This is a genomic window from Paucibacter hankyongi, from assembly GCF_037482915.1.
GTDB lineage: Bacteria > Pseudomonadota > Gammaproteobacteria > Burkholderiales > Burkholderiaceae_C > Paucibacter_A > Paucibacter_A hankyongi.
Window position 1 is genome coordinate 69,834 of the sequence record NZ_JBBHJX010000006.1, and the last position, 18,471, is coordinate 88,304.

At 65.2% G+C, this 18,471-nt stretch carries 15 protein-coding genes; 7 read left to right on the forward strand and 8 right to left on the reverse strand.

Annotation, left to right across the window (positions count from 1 at the left end; all coding sequences use genetic code 11):
• Positions 1 to 2: 2 nt before the first annotated feature.
• Complete coding sequence (locus WG899_RS11185; RefSeq protein WP_339595725.1) at positions 3 to 1,067, forward strand: serine hydrolase domain-containing protein; 1,065 nt, start codon at positions 3 to 5, stop codon at positions 1,065 to 1,067.
• A gap of 60 nt (positions 1,068 to 1,127) precedes the next feature.
• Here the strand turns inward: WG899_RS11185 and gpmI are convergent, their stop codons facing one another.
• Positions 1,128 to 2,783, reverse strand: a complete 1,656-nt coding sequence (gene gpmI, locus WG899_RS11190) for a 2,3-bisphosphoglycerate-independent phosphoglycerate mutase (RefSeq protein ID WP_339595726.1) — start codon at positions 2,781 to 2,783, stop codon at positions 1,128 to 1,130.
• Between the two features lie 122 nt (positions 2,784 to 2,905).
• Complete coding sequence (locus WG899_RS11195; RefSeq protein ID WP_339595727.1) at positions 2,906 to 3,886, reverse strand: GlxA family transcriptional regulator; 981 nt, start codon at positions 3,884 to 3,886, stop codon at positions 2,906 to 2,908.
• A 118-nt stretch (positions 3,887 to 4,004) separates the two neighbouring features.
• Here WG899_RS11195 and WG899_RS11200 point away from each other — a divergent pair, with 118 nt between their 5' ends.
• Both WG899_RS11200 and WG899_RS11205 read left to right on the forward strand, forming a co-directional pair.
• Positions 4,005 to 4,487: a tautomerase gene (locus tag WG899_RS11200; protein WP_339595728.1), complete on the forward strand. Its 483-nt coding sequence runs from the start codon at positions 4,005 to 4,007 to the stop codon at positions 4,485 to 4,487.
• Entirely contained in the window at positions 4,484 to 5,311 is an 828-nt protein-coding gene (locus tag WG899_RS11205) for an MBL fold metallo-hydrolase (protein ID WP_339595729.1), read from the forward strand. Before WG899_RS11200 ends, WG899_RS11205 begins: the two co-directional genes overlap by 4 nt.
• Here WG899_RS11205 and WG899_RS11210 read toward each other — a convergent pair.
• A complete protein-coding gene (locus WG899_RS11210) occupies positions 5,286 to 6,185 on the reverse strand; it encodes an MBL fold metallo-hydrolase (RefSeq protein ID WP_339595730.1) in 900 nt (299 codons plus the stop codon). The genes WG899_RS11205 and WG899_RS11210 overlap by 26 nt on opposite strands.
• 147 nt (positions 6,186 to 6,332) lie before the next feature.
• On the opposite strand from WG899_RS11210, the gene WG899_RS11215 reads away from it, so the two are divergent.
• On the forward strand, positions 6,333 to 7,241 hold the full coding sequence (locus WG899_RS11215; protein WP_339595731.1) for a LysR family transcriptional regulator: 909 nt from the start codon (positions 6,333 to 6,335) through the stop codon (positions 7,239 to 7,241).
• Between the two features lie 15 nt (positions 7,242 to 7,256).
• Here the strand turns inward: WG899_RS11215 and WG899_RS11220 are convergent, their stop codons facing one another.
• The 3 genes from WG899_RS11220 to WG899_RS11230 are packed head-to-tail and all read right to left on the reverse strand — an operon-like array spanning position 7,257 to position 11,852.
• Positions 7,257 to 8,630, reverse strand: a complete 1,374-nt coding sequence (locus WG899_RS11220; protein ID WP_339595732.1) for a TolC family protein — start codon at positions 8,628 to 8,630, stop codon at positions 7,257 to 7,259.
• 56 nt (positions 8,631 to 8,686) lie between these two features.
• The gene (locus WG899_RS11225) at positions 8,687 to 10,705 is read right to left on the reverse strand and encodes an ATP-binding cassette domain-containing protein (RefSeq protein ID WP_339595733.1); all 2,019 of its coding nucleotides are present in this window, start codon (positions 10,703 to 10,705) and stop codon (positions 8,687 to 8,689) included.
• A gap of 10 nt (positions 10,706 to 10,715) precedes the next feature.
• Positions 10,716 to 11,852, reverse strand: coding sequence for an efflux RND transporter periplasmic adaptor subunit (locus tag WG899_RS11230; RefSeq protein WP_339595734.1), 1,137 nt, complete (start codon positions 11,850 to 11,852; stop codon positions 10,716 to 10,718).
• Positions 11,853 to 12,262: 410 nt separating this feature from the next.
• On the opposite strand from WG899_RS11230, the gene WG899_RS11235 reads away from it, so the two are divergent.
• Positions 12,263 to 13,948, forward strand: coding sequence for an HDOD domain-containing protein (locus tag WG899_RS11235; protein WP_339595735.1), 1,686 nt, complete (start codon positions 12,263 to 12,265; stop codon positions 13,946 to 13,948).
• Between the two features lie 43 nt (positions 13,949 to 13,991).
• On the opposite strand, the gene WG899_RS11240 is transcribed toward WG899_RS11235, so the two are convergent.
• Together WG899_RS11240 and WG899_RS11245 are read right to left on the reverse strand one after the other, a co-directional pair.
• The gene (locus WG899_RS11240; protein ID WP_339595736.1) at positions 13,992 to 15,626 is read right to left on the reverse strand and encodes a methyl-accepting chemotaxis protein; all 1,635 of its coding nucleotides are present in this window, start codon (positions 15,624 to 15,626) and stop codon (positions 13,992 to 13,994) included.
• Positions 15,627 to 15,796: 170 nt separating this feature from the next.
• On the reverse strand, positions 15,797 to 16,723 hold the full coding sequence (locus WG899_RS11245; protein ID WP_339595737.1) for a LysR family transcriptional regulator: 927 nt from the start codon (positions 16,721 to 16,723) through the stop codon (positions 15,797 to 15,799).
• Between the two features lie 104 nt (positions 16,724 to 16,827).
• On the opposite strand from WG899_RS11245, the gene WG899_RS11250 reads away from it, so the two are divergent.
• Together WG899_RS11250 and WG899_RS11255 are read left to right on the forward strand one after the other, a co-directional pair.
• Positions 16,828 to 17,556: a type 1 glutamine amidotransferase domain-containing protein gene (locus WG899_RS11250; RefSeq protein ID WP_339595738.1), complete on the forward strand. Its 729-nt coding sequence runs from the start codon at positions 16,828 to 16,830 to the stop codon at positions 17,554 to 17,556.
• A 99-nt stretch (positions 17,557 to 17,655) separates the two neighbouring features.
• Positions 17,656 to 18,468 carry a polysaccharide deacetylase family protein gene (locus WG899_RS11255; protein WP_339595739.1) on the forward strand — a complete coding sequence of 271 codons (813 nt, stop codon included), beginning with the start codon at positions 17,656 to 17,658 and terminating at the stop codon, positions 18,466 to 18,468.
• The last annotated feature ends 3 nt before the right edge of the window (positions 18,469 to 18,471 follow it).

Below are 18,471 nucleotides of genomic sequence, written 5' to 3' on the forward strand. Positions count from 1 at the left end.
CCATGAGTCTTGATGCACCACTTCTCCTTGATCGCTTCGACGCCGCCATCGCCAGGCTGCGTGAACAGCACGATCCCTTAGGCCCCGGCTTTTGTATCGGCCTTTCGATAGAGGGCCAGACCGTCCGTACCGCGCACCACGGCTTGGCGCATCTGGAGTGGCCGCAGCCGCTCGCGGGCGACACCCGCTTCTACCTCGCATCGGAATCAAAGTTCTGGGTCGGGGCGCTGGTGATGCAGGCCGTTACGGCCGGGCGGATCGCGCTGGACACCGATATGCGCGCGTTGCTGCCGGCGCTCGCCAGCTACGAGCATCCTGTGCGTCTAGGCCATTTGCTGCGCCACACCAGCGGTGTTGATGACTATCTCTACCTCTGGCAGATGCAACTCGGGCATGACGACAACGACCTCGTCACCCAGGCCCAGGCCTTGGAACTAATTCGCAAGACCGAAGATGGGGACTTCGAGCCCGGCAGCCGCTTTGATTACAGCAATAGCAACTATGTGCTCCTGGCGGATTGCTTGGAACGCGATGCCGGCTTGCCGCTGAACGAGATCGCGCGGCAGCGACTCTTTGAGCCTTGGCAACTGCACGAAACCGGTTTTGAAAACGACCCCCATCGCGTCTTGCCGCGCCGTGCTCGCAGCTACCAAGCCAGTGACAGCAGCGCGACCGGTGGTTGGCGTGAACTGCCGGTGAACCTGGCCAGTTGGGGCGATGGCGGCATGTGGTCGACGCTGGATGATTTACTGCGCGCCGAGGCCTGTTTGCTAGACGATTGGCGTCGCCAAGGCAGCCATTCACTGCTCGCGCTTTGCGCTGCTGACGACCCGCGCTTCGCCTCAGCCGACCAGCCCTATCGCTTCGGCACCGAGGTCCTGCGCAAAGGCGAGCGGCAATTCTTGTTTCATGGCGGCGGCTTTGCCGCCTTCTCTTCGCTGGCGCTGCGTTGCCCTGAAGACGGCATCGCGCTGGTCGTGCTGGCCAATGGCGAGGGATTTGATGCCTCCGCCACAACATGGGCGGAACGCCTGTGGCCCGGGGCCGAAACGGAAGAGGCGTCCTGAGCGGTTCTGGGGCGCGGCAGACTGGCAGTTAAGAGCCGACCGCGCCGCAACTCATCCTGCTCAGGAACCCACCGTCAGCAAGCTCTCATCCCAATCCGCATGCTTGTCGAAGCCCAGCAGGTTTGCGGTGGTCGCTGCGATATTGGACAAGCCCGCCGTTGGCGTCTGCTTCAAGCCCAGCTTCAGGCCCGGAATATTCTGGTACAGGATCAGCGGTACCGGGTTGAGCGTGTGGGCGGTTTTGGCTTTGAAGCTGCCGTCTTTGTTCAGCGAGGGCTGACCGGTTTTCTTGTCCAGCTCGACCATCTCGTCGGCATTGCCGTGGTCGGCGGTGATCAGGGCCACGCCGCCGGCGGCGTCCACCGCTTTCAGCAAGCGGCCCAGGGCCAGATCCACCGCTTCGATGGCCATGGTGGCGGCGCGCAAATTGCCGGTGTGGCCGACCATATCGCCGTTGGCGAAATTGCAGCGCAGCACCTTGTACTTGCCGCTTTCCAGTGCCGCGACCATGGCGTCGGTGATCTCAGCCGCCTTCATCCAGGGGCGCTGCTCAAACGGCACCACATCGCTGGGCACTTCGAGATAAGTTTCGCCCTCAAACTTGCTGGAGCGGTTGCCGTTCCAGAAGTAAGTGACATGGCCGAACTTCTGGGTTTCTGAGCAGGCGAACTGCGCAATGCCCATCTTGCTGAACCACTCGCCCGAGGTGTTCTTGATGGCCGGCGGCGCCACCAGGAAGCGCGCGGGCAGCTTCAGGTCGCCGTCGTATTGCAGCATGCCGGCGAAGGTGACCTTGGGCACGCGCTGGCGATCGAACTTGTCAAAAGCACTGCCTTCTTCAAAGGCGCGTGTGGCTTCAATCGCGCGGTCGCCGCGGAAATTGAACAGCACCACGGCGTCGCCGTCTTCAATGGTGCCGATGGCCTGGCCGTTCTCGGCGATGACGAATTCGGGCAGGTCTTGGTCGATCACGCCGGGGTGCTGCTCGCGCAGGCCCTGGATGGCGGCGGTGCCATTGGCGAACTGCGGGCCTTGGCCTAGAACATGGGTCTTCCAGCCGCGTTCCACCATGGGCCAGTTGGCGTCATAACGGTCCATGGTGATGGACTGGCGGCCGCCGCCCGAGGCGATGCGGGCGTCGAAGCCCTCGGTGCTCAGCTCGGCCAAGAAGGCTTCAAAAGGCACGACGTACTCCAAGGCGCTGGTCTCGGGCACATCGCGCCCGTCGATCAAGGCATGCACGCGCACAGTCTTGATGCCTTCTTGCTTGGCGCGCAGCACCATGGCTTTGAGGTGGTCGATATGGCTGTGTACATTGCCATCCGACAAGAGGCCCAGGAAGTGGATGCGCTGATTGCCGGCCTTGGCGGCTGCCACGATTTCTTGCCACGCCTGGCCTTGCCAAAGTTCGCCTGAGGCGATGGAATTGGCCACCAGGGCCGCGCCCTGCGAATAGACCTGGCCCGCGCCCAAGGCGTTATGGCCCACCTCGGAGTTGCCCATATCGTCGTCCGAGGGCATGCCCACGGCGGTGCCGTGCGCGCGCAGCTGAATATTCGGGTACTGGGCCACCAGTCGGTCCAGCGTTGGCTTGTTGGCCGCTGCGATGGCGCTGCCGGCGCCGGTCTTTGAGATGCCGTAGCCGTCCATCACGATCAGCACCACGGGGCCGATGGCGGAGGCTTCTTGAGTGAATGTCGAGAGTTGTTGCAGCATGGGTCTGAGCAAAGAGTGGGGGCTGGCGTCGCAGCAGCGCCGGTGGCGCAGCTCACGAGGAGCGCGAATTCTCCCATCATCCTCCGTGCCGGGCGCTGGGCCCTCTTCCTGAGTCTTCGTCCTTAAACCAGGCTGCTTCTTTTGCGCAGTTGGCTGGGCGCCTGCCCTTGCAGCTTGTGCATCAGCCGGCGCAGCGCGGTGGCGTCTTCATAGCCCACCTGGGCGGCCACCTCTTCAATGCTCAGCGTGCTGGACTCAATCAGTAAGCGTGCGCGCTGCAGGCGCACGCTGTGAATCAAGGCCAAAGTGCTTTTTCCGGTGGCCTGATGCACGCGGCGCGACAAGGTTCGGGTCGACAGGCCCAGCTGCTGCGCCAGCGCCGCCACGCTGGGGGTTTGCGGCAAGCCGGCTTCAATGCGGCGCAGCAGCTGGCCCACCAGCGCATCGCCGCTGGCCAGCAGGGCCGGCACCATGTAAGGCGCTTGGGCTTCGCGGCCGTTGATCAGCAAGACCCGGCTCACGGCATCCGCCAGCGGCACGCCGAATTGCTGGCGCAAGAGGTGCAGCATCAGGTCGACCTGGGCAAAAGCGGCGCCGGCTGTGCACAGCGGGCCATCGGTGCTGATCATGCGGTCGGCGTCCACTTTGCAGCGTGGTTCCAGCTGCTGCAGCTGCGGCGCCAGCCACCAGGAGGTGGTGACTTGCCGGCCCGCCAAGAGCCCCGCCGCTTGCAGCATGAACACGGCCGAGCAAGAGGCGGCGATGCGTCCCTCAAGCGCCGCATGGGCGCTCAAGGCCTGCATCAAGCGCTGCGCCTGGGGCTGCTGCAGCGCGGCCATCAAGGTCTCGACATCTTCGGTGCCCAGGCCCGGTAGCACCCAGGTGCCGGGATCGCGGCGCAGGCGCTGCGGCAGCGGCGCGCTGTCCACCCAAAGCCCCGTGCCCAAGTCCACCGGCCCGCCCTCGGGCGAGAGCACCCGCCAGGTGGGCGGCGCCAGCCGCAGGCGCGGCGCCAGGCTGGCCGCGGCGCGCAGCATGTCCAGCGTGGCCGCCACGCTGCTGGCGTAGCTGCCGGGGAGCACGAGCAGGGTGAAGTCGGGCATCGGTGGGTCTGAGTGGTTTTGTCTGAAATCGCTCGATTGGTGGAATTTCAGACACTCGCAGTTTAGACCAGCCCCGGCTCCAATGAAGGCATTGATTCACTGCTCAGAAAGCCAGGTCATGCCGAACATCGTGCTCAAACTGCCGCGAGGCGCTTACCCCGGGGCTGCGCGCGAACGCCTGGTGCGCGCCATCAATGAAGCTGCCGCCTTGGCCGAGCAGATCCCGGATGCGCCGTCGCAGCGCGCCTTGTGCTGGGTGATGGTCGAGGAGTTGGCAGCGGGTGCCTGGAGCTGTGGCGGCGTCGATCCGGCGCTGCTTTTGCTGCTGCCTTGCTGGGCGCTGATCTATGTGCCGGCCGGCGTCTTGGATGCCGAGGCGCGCGCGCTGTATGTGGCGCAGGTCCACGCCGCCTTTCAAGCGGCATTGCCTGAGGGCGAGTCGCGGCGCTTGGTCAGCTCGGTCATTCTTCATGAGGTGCCCGATGGGTGTTGGGCCGCCAATGGTGTGATTTGGCCGCTGGCGGCGATGGCGCAGGCTGCGGGCTATCGGCATTTGCAGCATTTGCTGCCGGTGGCGCAGGCCGAGAGGCGCCAAACATGAAGATCACCCAACTGCGCAGCGCCACGCTGAAGATTCAGCTCGGCGCGCATTGCATCTTGGTGGACCCGATGCTGGCGCCGCGCCATGCTTTGCCGCCTTTGCGTTTGTTGGATGGGGTGCGAGAACGCAACCCGACCTGCGACTTGCCGGGGGCGGTCGATGGGCTGCTGCAAGACGTGAGTCATGCTTTGATTACGCATTGCCGGAAAGGTCACTTCGATCACCTGGACCGGGCCGGCAAGGCCTGGCTGCGTCAGCATCAAACGTCGGTGATCTGCACGCCGCATGATGCCGAGCATCTGCGCAGCCGAGGGCTGAATGTGCAGCCCCTGCCGTCAGAGCATCATCGGCCGCAGCCCTTTCTTGCCGGTCAGATTCGCACGGTGCGCTGCACCCATGGCAAAGGCGCGGTGCGGCTGCTGATGGAGCATGGCGTGGGTTATTTCATCGAGCTGCCGGGCGAGCCCTCGGTCTATTTGGCCGGCGACACGGTGCTGACGCCTGCGGTGCAGGACTTTGTGCGCGAGCAGCAGCCGGATGTCTCGGTGATCCCGGCCGGCGGCGCGCGCTTCGATCTGGGCCAGGAGCTGATCATGGATGTGGCCGAGGTGCTGGCTTTTTGTCGCCTGGCGAAAGGGGCGGTGGTGGCCAACCATCTGGAGGCCTTGAGCCACTGCCCGGTCACACGGGCCGAGCTGCGCTTAGCCGCTGAGGCTGCGGGTTTGGCCGAGCGGCTTTTCGTGCCCGAGGACGGGGAGAGCTTGCAGTTCTCCCGCGCCGCTCGAAGCCTTCAGCCGATTACCACTGCATCTCACCCTTGTTGACCTTGGCGCCGATGTCCAGGGCAATGCCCAGGCCGGCTTGCGGATAGGCCTTCTTCATCGCTTCGATCAGCTCGGCGCCGTTCTTGGCCTTGGCGGCTTCGAGGTCGAAGCGCTGCAGATACTCGCGGGTGTAGCGGATGGCGCTGGCGTCGAGCGCGGTGCCGGCCGCCATATGGCCGGGGATGACGGTGCTGGGCTTCAGCGCTTCGATCTCATCCAGCTGGGCGAACCAGGCCTTGCGCTCGCTGGCTTTTTGCGTGTCGGCGGTCCAGACATGCAGATTGCCGAAGATGGCGATATTGCCGGCAATGGTCTTGATGGACGGGATCCACACATAGGGGCGGTGCGCCAGTTCGCCGCTGGTGCCGCGCACCTCGATGGCCTCACCATCGACGCTCAGGCTATTGCCTTGCAGGACATCAGGCAGCAGCGGCTTTTGCGGTGCATTGGCGCCCATCTTGGGGCCCCAGAAGGCGACCTTGCCGGCCAGCTTGGCCTGGATCTTGTCGCGCACCGCGGCGGTGGCCAGCACTTGCGCTTGCGGGAACTGGGCCTTCAGCACTTCGGCGCCGAAGTAGAAGTCCGGGTCAGCGTTGCTGATGAAGATGGCCTTCAGCGTCTTGCCGCTGTCCAGCACATTGGCGGCCACGCGCAGCGCGTCGGCGCGGGTGAAGCCGCTGTCGATGACGATGGCTTCGGTCTTGCCGCTGACCACCACGGCATTGACGTGGAAGCTTTGTGCCTCGGCGTTGTAGACCTTGACGCTCAAGGGCGCGGCAGCGGCCGTGGGGTTGGCGGCCGCTGGGCCGGCGGCGACCACGCCCAGCGTCAGGGCAGAGAAAACAAAGCGAAGAGAGGTGTTGAACTTGAACATGGTGAGAGGCTCCGTTGGGTGGGTTCGGGCGACGACTGCTTGCGCTGGCCTGTCGATGGGATGAACTGTAGGTTTTGCGTAAACATTGATAAAGTCCGCTTCGGTTAATGTTTTATTGCATGGATCGTTGGAATAAGGGAGCAGGCGATGGACCGACTCACTGCCGTGCGTGTGTTTGTGGAAGTGGCCGATCGTGCCAGCCTGACCCAGGCCGCCGAGCATCTGGACATGTCCACCGCCATGGTCAGCCGCTATCTGGCGGCGGTGGAAGATTGGTTTGAGGCGCGGCTGCTGCATCGCACCACCCGCAAGCTCAGCCTCACCGATGCGGGCCTGCAGGCGCTGCCGGCCTGTCGGCAATTGCTGGACCTGGCCGAAGACGCCCGCCATATCGCGGCCGAGCGCAATCGCGAGCCGGCGGGCCTCTTGCGCGTCACCACCGCCGCTTCATTCGCCGAGTCGCAGCTGACCGCCGCTTTGGTGGACTTTCAGCGCCAATACCCGCAAGTGGAAATCGCGCTGTCGGTGGGCGACAAGGCCACCGATCTGGTGGCCGAGCGGGTCGATCTGGCGGTGCGCATCACCAACACCTTGGACCCGGCCATGATTGCCCGGCCGCTGGCCCGCTGCCGCTCGGTCTTGTGCGCCTCACCGGCCTATCTGGAGCGCCATCCGGCGCCGCGCACGACGGAAGATTTGCGTCAGCATCAATGCATCGCCCATGCCTTTGGCATTGGCCGGCAATATCGGCTGACGCAGGGCGCGCAGAGCTTCACCGTGCCAGTGGAATGGCGCTTTCATACCAATGAAACGGCGGTGCTGCGCCAGGCCGTGCTGGCCGGCGCGGGCATCGGCATGCTGCCGACCTATTACCTGGGCGACGACTTGCGCAGCGGGCGCCTGCTGCGCTTGCTGCCGGACCATGAGCCGGAGTTAATGGGCATCCACGCCATCTACCTGTCGCGCCAGCACCAGCCGCTGGCGCTGCGGCTGCTGGTGGACTTTCTGGCGGCGCGCTTTGCTGGGGATCAGGCGCCTTGGGATCGGGCGCTTTGATGCGGGCGCGAACGATCAGGCGCTGGCCAGCGCCTTGTGTAGCGCCGCTTGATTGAGCCACTGACGCAGCCGCAGCTGAATCGCTTCTTGCTCTGCAGACAAGCGTGCATTGCGGGCCTGCAGCCAGTCGGCGCGGGCGATGGCGCCGACCTCAAAACGCAGCGCGGCCAGCTTCTCCGTCTGTTGCGCTTCGCTCAAGCGGGCCTGGTTGGCAATGGCCTGGGCGCGCAGTTCGCGCCGTTCGGCGGCCAACTGCTCCACCTCAACCAGGGCCTTGTGCAAGATGTCGCGCAGCGACAGGGCCGCGCTCTCGACCTCATTGCCGGCCTGGGCCCGCTGCAGCTCAAGCCGCCGCCAATCGACCAGCGGCACGACCAGATTGGCCGACAGCGTGGCCAGCGGGCGTTCCAGCCAATCGGTCCATTGCTGGCCGCCCGTGCCAATGCCAAGGTTCAGGCTCAGGCGCGGATAGCGCGCCGCCTCACTGCCACGCCACTGTGCCAGCGCGCTGTCCACCCCGGCGCGGGCGCGCTGCACATCGGGGCGACGCTCCAGCACCTCGGCGGGTGCACCGGCTTGCCAGTCGCCGGGGGCGCTGGCCGGCAGCAGCGGCAGCGCGGGCAAGCTGGGCGCGGGGCTGTCCAGCAATAGGCCCAGCGTCAGCTGGTGCTGAATGCGCTCACGCTGCAATTGCGCGAGCCTTGAGTGCAGCCCTTGCAAGGTGCTGGCCGACTTGTCCACCTCGATCGGCAGCAACTTGCCTTCACGCACGCGCAGCCGGGTCAAGGCCAACACCGCTTCGGCGCCTTGGAGCTGTTCCTCGATCAGCGGCTGCTCCAGCGCCAGCGCGGCCAGGCTCCAGTAGCTCTCGGCCACCCGGCTGCGAATCAGCAGCTGCGCCGCCGCCCAGTCGCTGCGCAGACTCTCGGCCTGGGCGGCCTGGGCCGACTCGGCATGCGCCAGCCGGCCCCACAGATCGGCCTCGAAGCCGACGCCGGCATTCAGTGAATAGCTGCGCGACACCGGCCCTTGCTCGATGGCGCGGCTGCCCGAGGCCCCGGCGCTCAGGCTCGGCGTCGGGCCGCGGTCGAGTGCGGCGCCGCGCACTTGCAGCTGTCCGCGCTCCCAGCGCTTCAGTGCCAGGCTGATGTCGCGGTTGGCCTTCAGCGCCTGCTGCTGCAGGGCTGCTAATTGCGCATCCAACGCACCCGCCCAGTCTGCCGCAGCCGCGCCGCCGTTTTGTAGCTGCTGCCAGTTCGATGGCAGTGACAGCGGCGTTGCCAGTTCGGGTGTGGCGCCGGTCTGGGGGACTAGGGCACAGGCCCCAAGACCGACCGTCAGTGCAGCCGCCAGCGCCAGTGTCGACAAGGTTTTCATGGCATCGTTCATGGTGCGCATATTTTTAGAGTTATGGCGTTTCATCGCTTCTGCTTTCAGCATCGTCATCATTCGCGGGCCAGTGCATCGACCGGGCTCAGGGCAGCGGCACGCCGTGCTGGCAAGGTGCCAAACAGCAGGCCGACGATGCTGGAGACCGCGAAGGCGACGCCCAGTGCGGCCCAGCTGACCTCAACCTTCAAGGACTGTTGCGCGGCATTGATGCCTTGTGCACCGAGCCAGCTGAGGAACACCCCGACCAAACCGCCCAAGCAGCACAAGACCACCGCCTCGACCAGGAACTGCAGCCGAACATCGGCCTGCCGCGCCCCGACGGCCATGCGGATGCCGATCTCGCGGGTGCGCTCGCTGACCGAGACCAGCATGATGTTCATCACCCCGACGCCACCGACCAGCAGCGAAATTGCGCCCACGCCGGCAAACAAGAGCGCCATCGCGCCGGTGATCTGCTGGAACTTCTTGAACTCGTCGGCGGCGTTCCAGGACTCAAAGTCCTCGATGCCGTGCAAGGCCTTGAGTCGGTAGGTCAGCTGTTTGCGCACCTCCTCGGGCGGCAGGGTGAAGTCGAGCAGCACATTGAAGCCGTCGGAGTCGACCCGCACATCGAGCTTGCGGCCGAAGGTGGTGTGCGGCATCAGCACCTGGCCTAACCAGGATCCGAAGCTGACCGTACCCCCGGTGTCTTGCCCGACCACGCCAACAATGGTCAGCGGCAGGGCCACGCCTATCGGGGGCGGGGCCGCGCCCATGCCAACGCCATCGCCGCCGCCCGCTTGAGGCGCCAGCAATAGCGTCCGCCCGAGCACCGCCTCGCCGGGTTTGAACAGCGACTTGCGCGTTTTCTCGTCAATCACCGCCACTTGGCTGGAGCTGGCGTAGTCCATCGCATTCAGATAGCGCCCCTCGACCAGCTTGAGCTTGCGGGCGGCCAGCGTCTGCTCCTCGGCGCCGAGCACCGTGACCATCGCATCGCGGCTGCCCTGGCGCGCGGTCAGCTGCGCTTCGCGGCCCACGGTCACCGCCTTGACGCCGGGCAATGCGCGAATCGCCTCGATTTCGCTCGGCCGGAATGATTTGGCCTGGGTGCCGGGCGGTAGGGCCGAGTTGCCGCGGAAGACCGGAATGCGCCCGGACAAAAAGCTGCCCACGTCTTTTTCGATGCTGCCGCGAGCGGCGTCGGTCAGGGCCAGGATGGAGACCACCGCGGCGATGCCGATGCTGATGCCCAGCATGGACAGTGCCGTGCGCAGGCGATTGCCTTGCAGCGATTGCACGGCCGACTGCAGCGCCTCGCGCCATTGCATCTGCTGGCGTCCCCACCAGCTACCGCTGGGCAGCGCCGCTGTTTCACCGCTCAGGGCGGCCGGCACCTTATGGTCTTTCGGCGTGCCACTGTCTTTCAGCACCTTGCCGTCGCGCAGCTCGATGATGCGGCGGGCGTGTCCGGCCACATGGGCATCGTGGGTGACCAGGATGATGGTGTGGCCACTGTCGTTCAGCTCGCGCAGCAAAGCCAGCATTTCGGTGCCGGACTGCGAATCGAGCGCGCCAGTCGGCTCGTCGGCCAGGATGATCTGGCCGCCATTCATCAGCGAACGGGCGATCGAGACGCGCTGCTGCTGGCCGCCTGACAGCTCGTTCGGCTTGTGGTGCATGCGGTCGCCCAGGCCCAGGCGGGTCAGTAGGGCCTCGGCTCTGTCGCGCCGCGCCTTGCTGCTGGAGCCGGCATAGACGGCCGGCAGCGCCGCGTTGCCGCGCGCATCCATATGCGGCAGCAGGTGGTAGCGCTGGAAAATGAAGCCGAAGCGCTCGCGGCGCAGGCCGGCCAATTCGTCGGGGCCGAGCTGGCTGGCGTCCTGGCCATCGATCAAAAAATGGCCGACGGTCGGGTTGTCCAGGCAGCCCAGCACATTCATCAAGGTGCTCTTGCCGGAGCCGGACTGGCCGATCACGGCCACGAATTCCCCAGCCTGGATGCTCAGATTGATGTCGTCAAGCGCCGGCACATCGATGGCGCCCAGCCGGTAGTGGCGGCCGACGCCGCGCAGTTCGATCAGCGGATGCATAGCAGAGCGCTTACTTGGAGGCGGCTGAGGCTGCCGAAGCGGCTTGGTCGGCCGCCGTGGGTGGGGCCAGCAGCACTTTCTCGCCGGCCTTCAGCCCGTCCAGCACCTGCACGCGGGCGCCGTCTTGCAGGCCGGTGCGCACCTTGCGTGGGCTTTGCTTGTTCTTGGCATCCAAGACCTGCACGATGAAACGCCCGTCCTCGTCGCGCTCGCCCAGCGCCACCATCGGCGCCGTCAAGATCTTGCTGGCCTTGCCGGTTTCGATATTGACCTGCACCGTCATTTCCGGCAGCAGCTTGCGGGCCTGGTTGTCAACCTCGAACAAGACGTTGTAGAAGACCGCGTTGCCGGCCCGCTCCGGCACCGGCTGAATCACCCGCACCTTGCCGTCATAACGCTGAGCCTCGCCGGCCAGGGTCACGAAGCGGGCGTGCTGGCCAACTTGGATCTGGGCGATGTCGGCCTCAGGCACACGTGCCCGCACGGTGATCACATCCATATTGGCCAGCGTCACCATCACCGGGGTGATCTGGGCGGCGATCACGGTCTGGCCCTCTTGCACCGGCAGATTAACGACGGTGCCGTCCATTGGCGCGCTGATGGCGGTGTAGCCCAGCGACAGCTTGCGCTTGTCCAGCTCGGCCTGCAGGCGTTTCAGGCTGGCGCTCTGGCCGCGCAGATCGGCCTCCAGCTTGGCCAACTCGGTCTCGGCGCGCTCGGCCTCGGTGGCGGCGGTGGCTTCCCCGGCCAACAGGCGGCGCTGGCGCTCGGCTTCGCGGCGGGCGATCTTCAGATCGGCCTGGCGCACCTCGATCAGGGCCGCTTGTTGCGCGACCGAGGCTTCGGCCTGGGCCAGGTCACTGCGTGCTAACTCGGGGTCAAGGCTGACCAGCAGCTCGCCCTTCTTGACCTGCTGGCCGAGTTGCACATGCAACTGGCGCACCTGTCCGCTGACCTGGGCGCCCACATCGACCTTCAGGCGCGGCTGCAGCACACCGGCGGCCTGCACGGTCTGGCTGATGTCGGCGACGGTGACCTCGCCGGTCGGCGGGGGAGCGGGCGGCGGCGGCGGAGTCAGGGCCTTGTAGGCCCCATAAGAACCGCCTAAAACGGCCAAGACCGCCAAACGTACACGCCATGATTTCATCCAGTGCCCGCGGGCCGCCTTGTTGTTGTTCTGCACAGTCTCGTTCTCTCTGCATCCAGCTGGGTTGTTGAGTGGACGCAATGTAGCAAGGGGTCGGCCCGTGGGCGCGGCTTTTGTGACCTGTTGCAGATAGAGCCGACCAAGCGGTCGATAGGCGGGATCAATTCAATGCTTGTCCCTGGCGCTCTGAGCCGGGCCCTGCATTGCCGCCCCCTGCCGTGGCGCGGTGCAGGCTGGCCGCGAACGTGATGAATTTTGTGAATATGCCCGCGCAGCTATTTAGGCCCTTGGAGCCTCCCTTTTCATCGCTTTTCGAGCGTATGTACCGGGGGGATTGGTGCTAATCTGCCCAGCCTTTCGCTGCTTTGCAGCGTGCATCCGTTCCGCAAACAAGCTCTCGAGAATTAGCCATGAGTGAATGTGAAGTCCAAAATTCACCGTCCGCATCGGATGCCGAAGTCTCCATGTCTGGCGCTGCGGGTGCTGATTCAGCCGCGGAAGTCGAGTCCGGCCCGGATGCTGCTGCCGCGGACGCCGAGGCTGCCAAACGCCAAGCGGCCGAAGAACAAGAGGAGGCACTGCGCCGCAACCGCCTGCTGCGCTTGATGCAAAGCATCGAGGGCCAGGCCGACTTTGCCAGCATGAAGGATGCGGTGCAGGGCATTCAAAAAGTAGCGCGCTCGGAGCGTTCGCATGCACGGGCGCTGACCGGCTTGATCTATGACGACGCCGCCATGGTCAGCAAGTTGCTGCGCCTGATCAATGCGGCCTTTTACAGAACCGCCGGTGGCGGCGAGATCACCTGTATGCAGCGGGCGGTGGCCTTGATGGGCTTCCAGAACGTGGGCATGTTGGCCAGCTCGCTGATGCTGTTTGACCGCTTGCCCAAAGGGGCCGATGGCGACCGCCTGCGGCTTGAATTCGCTCGCTCGCAGTATGCGGCGCTGCTGGCCCATGATTTGTGCACCAGCGGCAAGCACATCGACAGCATCTACATCACCGCGCTGTTCCAGCGCCTCGGTGATTTATTGGCCGGGCTGCACTTCCAAGAGGATGCGCAGGTCATTGAAGACTTGCTGGACGCCGACGAGTTGGTGCTCGGCTCGGCCGCACGCCATGAGGCCCGTGAAAAGCTGGCGCGCAAGCGCTGGGGCATGGGCATTGAGGACATCGGCATCAAGGTGGCCGGCATGTGGGGTTGGCCGGATTCCTTGTTGATGGGCATGCAGTCGCTGCGTCCCAGCGACCCGGAGCGGGTGCTGAGCGATAACGAATATCTGCGTGCTTTGTGCACCGGCAGCAATTGCCTGGCCCTGGAGTTGATGAATGCGCCCGAGGAGGGCGATGCCGAGGAGCGCGTCGAAGCGCGCAAACAGCTGGTGCTGAAGTTTGCGGCCGAATGGGCCCTGCCGCTGGGCTTGGATCCGGAAGCCTTGCCCGAGATGGTGGAGCGCGCTCGCACCGTTTGGTTGGATTTGGTGAAGGCCCTGGGCATCACCCTGACCCCCGGTGGCCCGGCCGCCAAAACGGCGCAGGCCGCGCCCAAGCTGGACCCCAACTCAGCCGCCTATCGCAAGGCCTTGGCCGAGGATTTGGCCGATGCGGTGGACCAACTGAGCCGCATGAACAAGCGCGGCGCGCCGCTGGCCGAGGTGATGGACACCAGCATGCGTTTGATGATGAAGGCCTTGGACATGCAGCGCGTCATCGTCTGCCTGCTGGACCCCAGCACCGGCAACCTCACCGGGCGAGTCGGCGTGGGCGACAAGGCCGTGGTCTTGGCGCCGCATTTCCAAATTCCCTTGCAGCCGCCGAGTGAGTTGTTTGGGCTGCTGTGCGCTAAGAATGCCGACACGCTGATCGTCGACTCCAGCGATCCGGTCATCAACCAGCGCTTGCCCGAATGGTTCACCAAGCGGGTGCGGGGCGCGGCCTTTCTGGTGTTGCCCCTGGCCTTCGAGGGCAAGGTGCTGGGCATGATGTACGGCGACCAGTCCGAAGTCGGCCGCATGGTCGTCAACGATCGGGCCTTGACCTTGCTGAAAAACCTGCGCAACCAGTTGCTGGTGGCCCTGCGGACGCCGCCCAAGGCCTGAGCCATCCAGTCGATGGGGCGCCTGATCCGGCGCCCCGATCGGATCAGTGCATGGTGAATCGCACTGCTTGGGCCGAACGTGCCGCTTTGCGTAGGCCGACCGCGTCGGGCTGCTTGCGCCGAGCCTCATCGCGGCGCAGGCGGAAGACGCTCAAGGAGGCGTCCACCTGATCGGCTTGTTCGCGCATCTGCACGGCCGAACGCGCCAGCTGTTCCACCAAGGCGGCGTTCTGCTGGGTGATGCTTTCGATCTGCTGGATGGCGGTGTAGATCTGCGAGATGCCACTGAGTTGTTCGCGCGCACCGTCGTCGATGCCGGCCATCAGGCCGGAGAACTGCTGTACCGATTGCAAGGTGGCCGCGATGCTGCTGCGGGCATGCGCGGTTTGGCGTTCACCGGCTTCGACGCGTTCGGTCGACTCTTGGATCAGCTGTTTGATCTCGCGCGCGGCGTTCGAGCTGCGTTGGGCCAGCGCCCGCACCTCGGTCGCCACCACCGCGAAACCGCGCCCATGTTCTCCGGCGCGAGCCGATTCCACCGCCGCATTGAGGGCCAGGATATTGGTCTGGAAAGCGATGCTGTCGATGACTTGGATGATCTCGCCAATGCGTTGCGAGGACTGGGCGATGGCGCCCATGGTGGTGGTGACCGAATGCACCGCATCGCCGCTGCGCTGCGACACCGCGCTCAACTCGCCCACCACGCCGGAGGCCTGCTGGGTCGAATCGCTGCTCAGCTTCACTGTGGCGCTGATCTGCTGCATGCTGGCCGCGGTTTCTTCCAGATTGGCAGCCTGCGACTCGGTGCGTTGGGCCAGGTCCTGATTGCCCTGAGCGATTTCGTGGCTGACGGCGGTCATGCGTGCCAGCTCGCTGCGCGTGTCGGACACCAAGGCGCGCATATTGACGCGCAACTGCGCCAGCGAGGCTTCCAGGCCTTGCGTCAAGAGATGCCCGCTGGGCTTGAGGTCCTGGCTCAGATCGCCCGCCGCCAACTGATTGGCGAACAGCTGCACCTGCTTCAGCGCGCCTTGGCTGCGCCGCCGCGTCAGGCCATCGATCAGCAGGGCGGCAGCGCCCAGCATGGGCAGCCCGAGCCAGACGTTGACGCTGGCCGCGCTGAGGCCCCAGCCCATGAAGCCGACGCTGGCGGGCAGGAGCGCGCCGCGCCAGACCGATACGTGGCCCGCCAGGGTGCTGAGTCGCCCTTGCCAATCCTGGCGCTTCAGCCGGCCGGCTCGCAGGCGATGGATCAAGCGGCCTTGTTTGGCCTCATCTCGCATGCTTGCATACAGCGCTTCCGCTGCTTGAATCTGGGCTCGGCTGGCCTCTGAGCGCACCGACATAAAGCCTCGCAGCTGCCCGTTGTCGAGCAAGGGCGTCACATTGGCCAGCACCCAGTAATGGCTGCCGTCCTTGCGGCGGTTTTTCACCAGACCGGACCAAGGCTGGCCGCCGCCGATGGTGGCCCACATATCGCGGAAGGCCTCCTCCGGCATGTCCGGATGGCGAATCAGGTTGTGGGGCTGGCCCAGCAATTCATCTTTGTTGTAGCCGCTGACCTCAACAAAGGCGGCATTGCAATGCAGGATGCGGCCTTGGGTGTCGGTGGTGGAAACCAGGGTCTGGCCGCTGGGAAAAGGGTACTCCTGGGGAGTAACCGGCAAATTGATGCGCATGGGGACTGCTCGTGAACTTCGACTCACCATGAATCGAGGGCGCGAGGTTCGGGCTTGTGTGGGTCTGTAGCATTGACATAGATCAAGTTGCCTCGGCGATGCCGTGCGCAGCGCGCGCAGGTCTCGCAGGGGCTGCCCAGTTCGTGACTTTGTGCCGCCTCTCACCCGGCTTAAGAACTGCCCAAGCGCTCCAGGGCCGCGCCCAGATAGTCCACAAACACCCGCACCCGCGCCGACAGGTGGCGGTTTTGTGGGTAGAGGATGGAAAACGGTCGACTGCGGCCGCGCAGCGGCTGCAAGACCTCGACCAATTCGCCGCGCCGCAGCGCCTCGGCGGCGGCAAAGTCGTAGAACTGGAACAGGCCGCCGCCTGCCCGTGCCCAGCTGAGGCATCCGAGTACATCGTCATGCACGCGCCGGCTGCTGCGGAAGCTGAAATCCAGCGCCTGCCCTTGGGCATCTTGAAAGATCCAGCCCATCGAACGACCACTGCTGGGCAGGATGAATTGGATGCAGTCATGCTGCTGCAGGTCGTCAAGGGTTTGCGGTGTCCCGCGTGCCTGTAAATAGCCGGGGGAGGCGAATACACCCAACGCTGCGTCCTCCAACTTGCGGGCGATCAGGCGGGAATCCGGCGGCGTGCCGAGGCGAATGGCGAGGTCGAAGCCTTCCTCAACAAAATCGATATTGCGGTTCGAGATGCTCAGTTCGACCTCGATCTCGGGGTAGAGCTGGCTGAACCGAGGCAGCAGCGGCAGCAGGCGGTGGTGGGCGTAGGTGGTGCCCACGCTGATGCGCAGCACGCCGCTGGGCACCTGCTGGCGGCCGGTGATGGCGCGCTCGGCCTCGGCGATCTGCTCCAGCGCCTGACCGCACTGCACCTTGTAGAGCTCGCCATCGCCGGTCAGGCGGATGCTGCGGGTGCTGCGCGCAAACAGTCGCACGCCCAGGCGCGTCTCCAAACGGCTGATCGAGCGGCTTACCGCGGCGGGCGTCAGGCCCAGCGCCTCGGCCGCGGCGGTGAAGCTGCCCAACTCGGCCGCCTTGCAAAACAGCTCGATGCTGCCCAGCTGAACCGGGTCAAAGCTGCGACTCATATATTCCTTGGTGTAATGAATGAATTGCTTGGTGGCCAGTTTATCGATCTGATGCCATTCAATACAGTCTTGCCATCGACACCCGCCCTGCAAGGGAAGACCCAATGAGCAAGAAGACAGCCCGCATCCTGATGATCCTGACCTCCAATAGCCGCATGGGCAACACCGGCAAGCCGACCGGCCTGTGGGCCGAGGAGTTGGCCGCACCGTACTACGCCTTGCTGGACGCCGGCGTGGCGATCGAGCTGGCCTCGCCGGCTGGCGGCCCGGTGCCCATTGACCCCAGCAGCCTGAAGCCGGCGGGCGAAAACGAGGCCATCGTCGAGCGCTTCTTGGCCGACGCGGGCCTGCAAGCCTTGATCGGCCAAACCGCCAAGGCGCAAGACAAGAACGCGCTTGAGTTTGATGCGGTCTTCTTCCCGGGCGGTCACGGCACCATGTGGGACTTGCCGACCGACGCCGGTGTGACCCGCGCGGTCGAGCAGGCTTTTGCGGCCGGCAAGCTGATCGCCTCGGTCTGCCATGGCGCCGCCGGCTTGGTGACGGCCAAGCGCCCCGACGGCTTGTCCATCGTTCACGGCCTGCGCGTCAACTCCTTCACCGACAGCGAGGAGATCGCGGTCGGCTTGCATGAAGTCGTGCCCTTTATGCTGGAGACGCGCTTGCGTGAGCTGGGCGGCAAGTTCGAAGGCGCCGCAGACTGGCAAGCATTCGCGCTGCGCGATGGGCAGCTGATCACCGGCCAGAACCCGCAGTCTTCCGACCGGGTGGCGGCGCTGCTGTTGCAGGCTCTGGGAGTGGACGCCGAGCATCTGGCCGAAAACGCCGCCTGAGCTGCTTGAGCTACTTGTGAACCGGCTCTGGGTGCTTATCATCCGCAGGCTTGCAGCGGGCAGGCGGATCAAGGCATTCAAAAAAGGCGCTGAGCTTCGATGAGAAAAATTGCGGGCCCATGGGGCGCCTGGGTGCTGGCGCTGGTTCTGGGTTTGAGTGCCGAGGGTGCGCACAGCGAAGCCTTCCAATGGCCGGGCGGTGCCAAAGCGGCGGTCAGCCTGTCCTATGACGACGCGCTGCCGTCCCAGCTGGATAACGCCTTACCCGCGCTGAATGCCTTGGGCCTGAAGGCCACGTTTTATCTGACCTTGTCCAGCCCCACTGTCAGCCAGCGTTTGCCGGAATGGCGCCGGGCGGCGGCCGCCGGTCATGAACTCGGCAACCACACCCTGTTTCATCCCTGCTCGCGCTCAGCTCCCGGCCGCGACTGGGTGGCGAAGCACCGCGATCTGGACCACATCAGCGTGGCGCAGATGCGCGAAGAGGTCGTTTTGGCCAATGCCTATTTGCAAGCCATCGATGGCCAGACGCGGCGGACTTTTACCGCCCCGTGCACCGACCCCTTGGCCGCAGGCCAGCCCTATTTGCCTGCGGTGAAGGCCGAGTTCCTGGGCATGAAGACGCGCATCGGCGGGCCCGTGGCCTCGCTCGCGGCGCTGGACCCTTGGGATGTAGCCACCGCAGGGCCAGACGGCGTCAGCGGCGCGGCCTTGATTGCCATCGTGCAAGAAGCGGCCGCACAAGGAACCCTGGCCAGCATCACTTTCCATGGCATTGGCGGCGATCACTTGAGCGTTTCCAAAGAGGCCCACCAGGCCTTGCTCCAGCATCTGGCCGACCACCCGCAGCTCTATTGGGTGGACAGCTTCGTCAACATCGTCAGCCATTTGCACGCGGCGCGTCGCCGCTGAGTT

Coding starts and splice junctions, on each gene's coding strand:
- WG899_RS11205 (WP_339595729.1), top strand. CDS start 4,484: ATGAAGATCACCCAACTGCGCAGCGCCACGCTGAAGATTCAGCTCGGC.
- WG899_RS11185 (WP_339595725.1), top strand. CDS start 3: ATGAGTCTTGATGCACCACTTCTCCTTGATCGCTTCGACGCCGCCATC.
- WG899_RS11195 (WP_339595727.1), bottom strand. CDS start 3,886: ATGCCCGACTTCACCCTGCTCGTGCTCCCCGGCAGCTACGCCAGCAGC.
- gpmI (WP_339595726.1), bottom strand. CDS start 2,783: ATGCTGCAACAACTCTCGACATTCACTCAAGAAGCCTCCGCCATCGGC.
- WG899_RS11210 (WP_339595730.1), bottom strand. CDS start 6,185: ATGTTCAAGTTCAACACCTCTCTTCGCTTTGTTTTCTCTGCCCTGACG.
- WG899_RS11225 (WP_339595733.1), bottom strand. CDS start 10,705: ATGCATCCGCTGATCGAACTGCGCGGCGTCGGCCGCCACTACCGGCTG.
- WG899_RS11215 (WP_339595731.1), top strand. CDS start 6,333: ATGGACCGACTCACTGCCGTGCGTGTGTTTGTGGAAGTGGCCGATCGT.
- WG899_RS11235 (WP_339595735.1), top strand. CDS start 12,263: ATGAGTGAATGTGAAGTCCAAAATTCACCGTCCGCATCGGATGCCGAA.
- WG899_RS11200 (WP_339595728.1), top strand. CDS start 4,005: ATGCCGAACATCGTGCTCAAACTGCCGCGAGGCGCTTACCCCGGGGCT.
- WG899_RS11255 (WP_339595739.1), top strand. CDS start 17,656: ATGAGAAAAATTGCGGGCCCATGGGGCGCCTGGGTGCTGGCGCTGGTT.
- WG899_RS11240 (WP_339595736.1), bottom strand. CDS start 15,626: ATGCGCATCAATTTGCCGGTTACTCCCCAGGAGTACCCTTTTCCCAGC.
- WG899_RS11245 (WP_339595737.1), bottom strand. CDS start 16,723: ATGAGTCGCAGCTTTGACCCGGTTCAGCTGGGCAGCATCGAGCTGTTT.
- WG899_RS11220 (WP_339595732.1), bottom strand. CDS start 8,630: ATGAACGATGCCATGAAAACCTTGTCGACACTGGCGCTGGCGGCTGCA.
- WG899_RS11230 (WP_339595734.1), bottom strand. CDS start 11,852: ATGAAATCATGGCGTGTACGTTTGGCGGTCTTGGCCGTTTTAGGCGGT.
- WG899_RS11250 (WP_339595738.1), top strand. CDS start 16,828: ATGAGCAAGAAGACAGCCCGCATCCTGATGATCCTGACCTCCAATAGC.